Annotated in this window: 1 rRNA gene; it reads right to left on the reverse strand. The window is 52.8% G+C overall.

Features of this window, described 5'->3' with window-relative positions:
- Positions 1-1,462, reverse strand: a 16S ribosomal RNA gene (locus KI655_RS19260); the annotation flags it as partial.
- Positions 1,463-1,496 lie beyond the last annotated feature (34 nt).

Here is a 1,496-nt window from a genome sequence, read left to right on the forward strand (position 1 = left end):
AAGGTTAAACTACCCACTTCTTTTGCAGCCCACTCCCATGGTGTGACGGGCGGTGTGTACAAGGCCCGGGAACGTATTCACCGTAGCATTCTGATCTACGATTACTAGCGATTCCGACTTCATGGAGTCGAGTTGCAGACTCCAATCCGGACTACGACGCACTTTTTGGGATTCGCTCACTCTCGCGAGTTGGCTGCCCTCTGTATGCGCCATTGTAGCACGTGTGTAGCCCTACTCGTAAGGGCCATGATGACTTGACGTCGTCCCCACCTTCCTCCGGTTTATCACCGGCAGTCTCCCTGGAGTTCCCGACATTACTCGCTGGCAAACAAGGATAAGGGTTGCGCTCGTTGCGGGACTTAACCCAACATTTCACAACACGAGCTGACGACAGCCATGCAGCACCTGTCTCAGAGTTCCCGAAGGCACCAAAGCATCTCTGCTAAGTTCTCTGGATGTCAAGAGTAGGTAAGGTTCTTCGCGTTGCATCGAATTAAACCACATGCTCCACCGCTTGTGCGGGCCCCCGTCAATTCATTTGAGTTTTAATCTTGCGACCGTACTCCCCAGGCGGTCTACTTAACGCGTTAGCTCCGAAAGCCACGGCTCAAGGCCACAACCTCCAAGTAGACATCGTTTACGGCGTGGACTACCAGGGTATCTAATCCTGTTTGCTCCCCACGCTTTCGCATCTGAGTGTCAGTATCTGTCCAGGGGGCCGCCTTCGCCACTGGTATTCCTTCAGATCTCTACGCATTTCACCGCTACACCTGAAATTCTACCCCCCTCTACAGTACTCTAGTTTGCCAGTTTCAAATGCAGTTCCGAGGTTGAGCCCCGGGCTTTCACATCTGACTTAACAAACCACCTGCATGCGCTTTACGCCCAGTAATTCCGATTAACGCTCGCACCCTCCGTATTACCGCGGCTGCTGGCACGGAGTTAGCCGGTGCTTCTTCTGCAGCTAACGTCAAGAAATGCCGCTATTAACGACACCCCCTTCCTCACTGCTGAAAGTACTTTACAACCCGAAGGCCTTCTTCATACACGCGGCATGGCTGCATCAGGCTTGCGCCCATTGTGCAATATTCCCCACTGCTGCCTCCCGTAGGAGTCTGGACCGTGTCTCAGTTCCAGTGTGGCTGATCATCCTCTCAGACCAGCTAGGGATCGTCGCCTTGGTGAGCCATTACCTCACCAACTAGCTAATCCCACCTAGGCATATCTTGACGCGAGAGGCCCGAAGGTCCCCCTCTTTGGCCCGTAGGCGTTATGCGGTATTAGCCATCGTTTCCAATGGTTATCCCCCACATCAAGGCAATTTCCTAGGCATTACTCACCCGTCCGCCGCTCGACGCCGTTATCGTTCCCCGAAGGTTCAGATAACTCGTTTCCGCTCGACTTGCATGTGTTAGGCCTGCCGCCAGCGTTCAATCTGAGCCATGATCAAACTCTTCAATTTAAGATTTTGTGACTCAATGAATACTGATTACATT

This window comes from Vibrio sp. D404a (genome assembly GCF_030248535.1).
Lineage (GTDB): Bacteria > Pseudomonadota > Gammaproteobacteria > Enterobacterales > Vibrionaceae > Vibrio.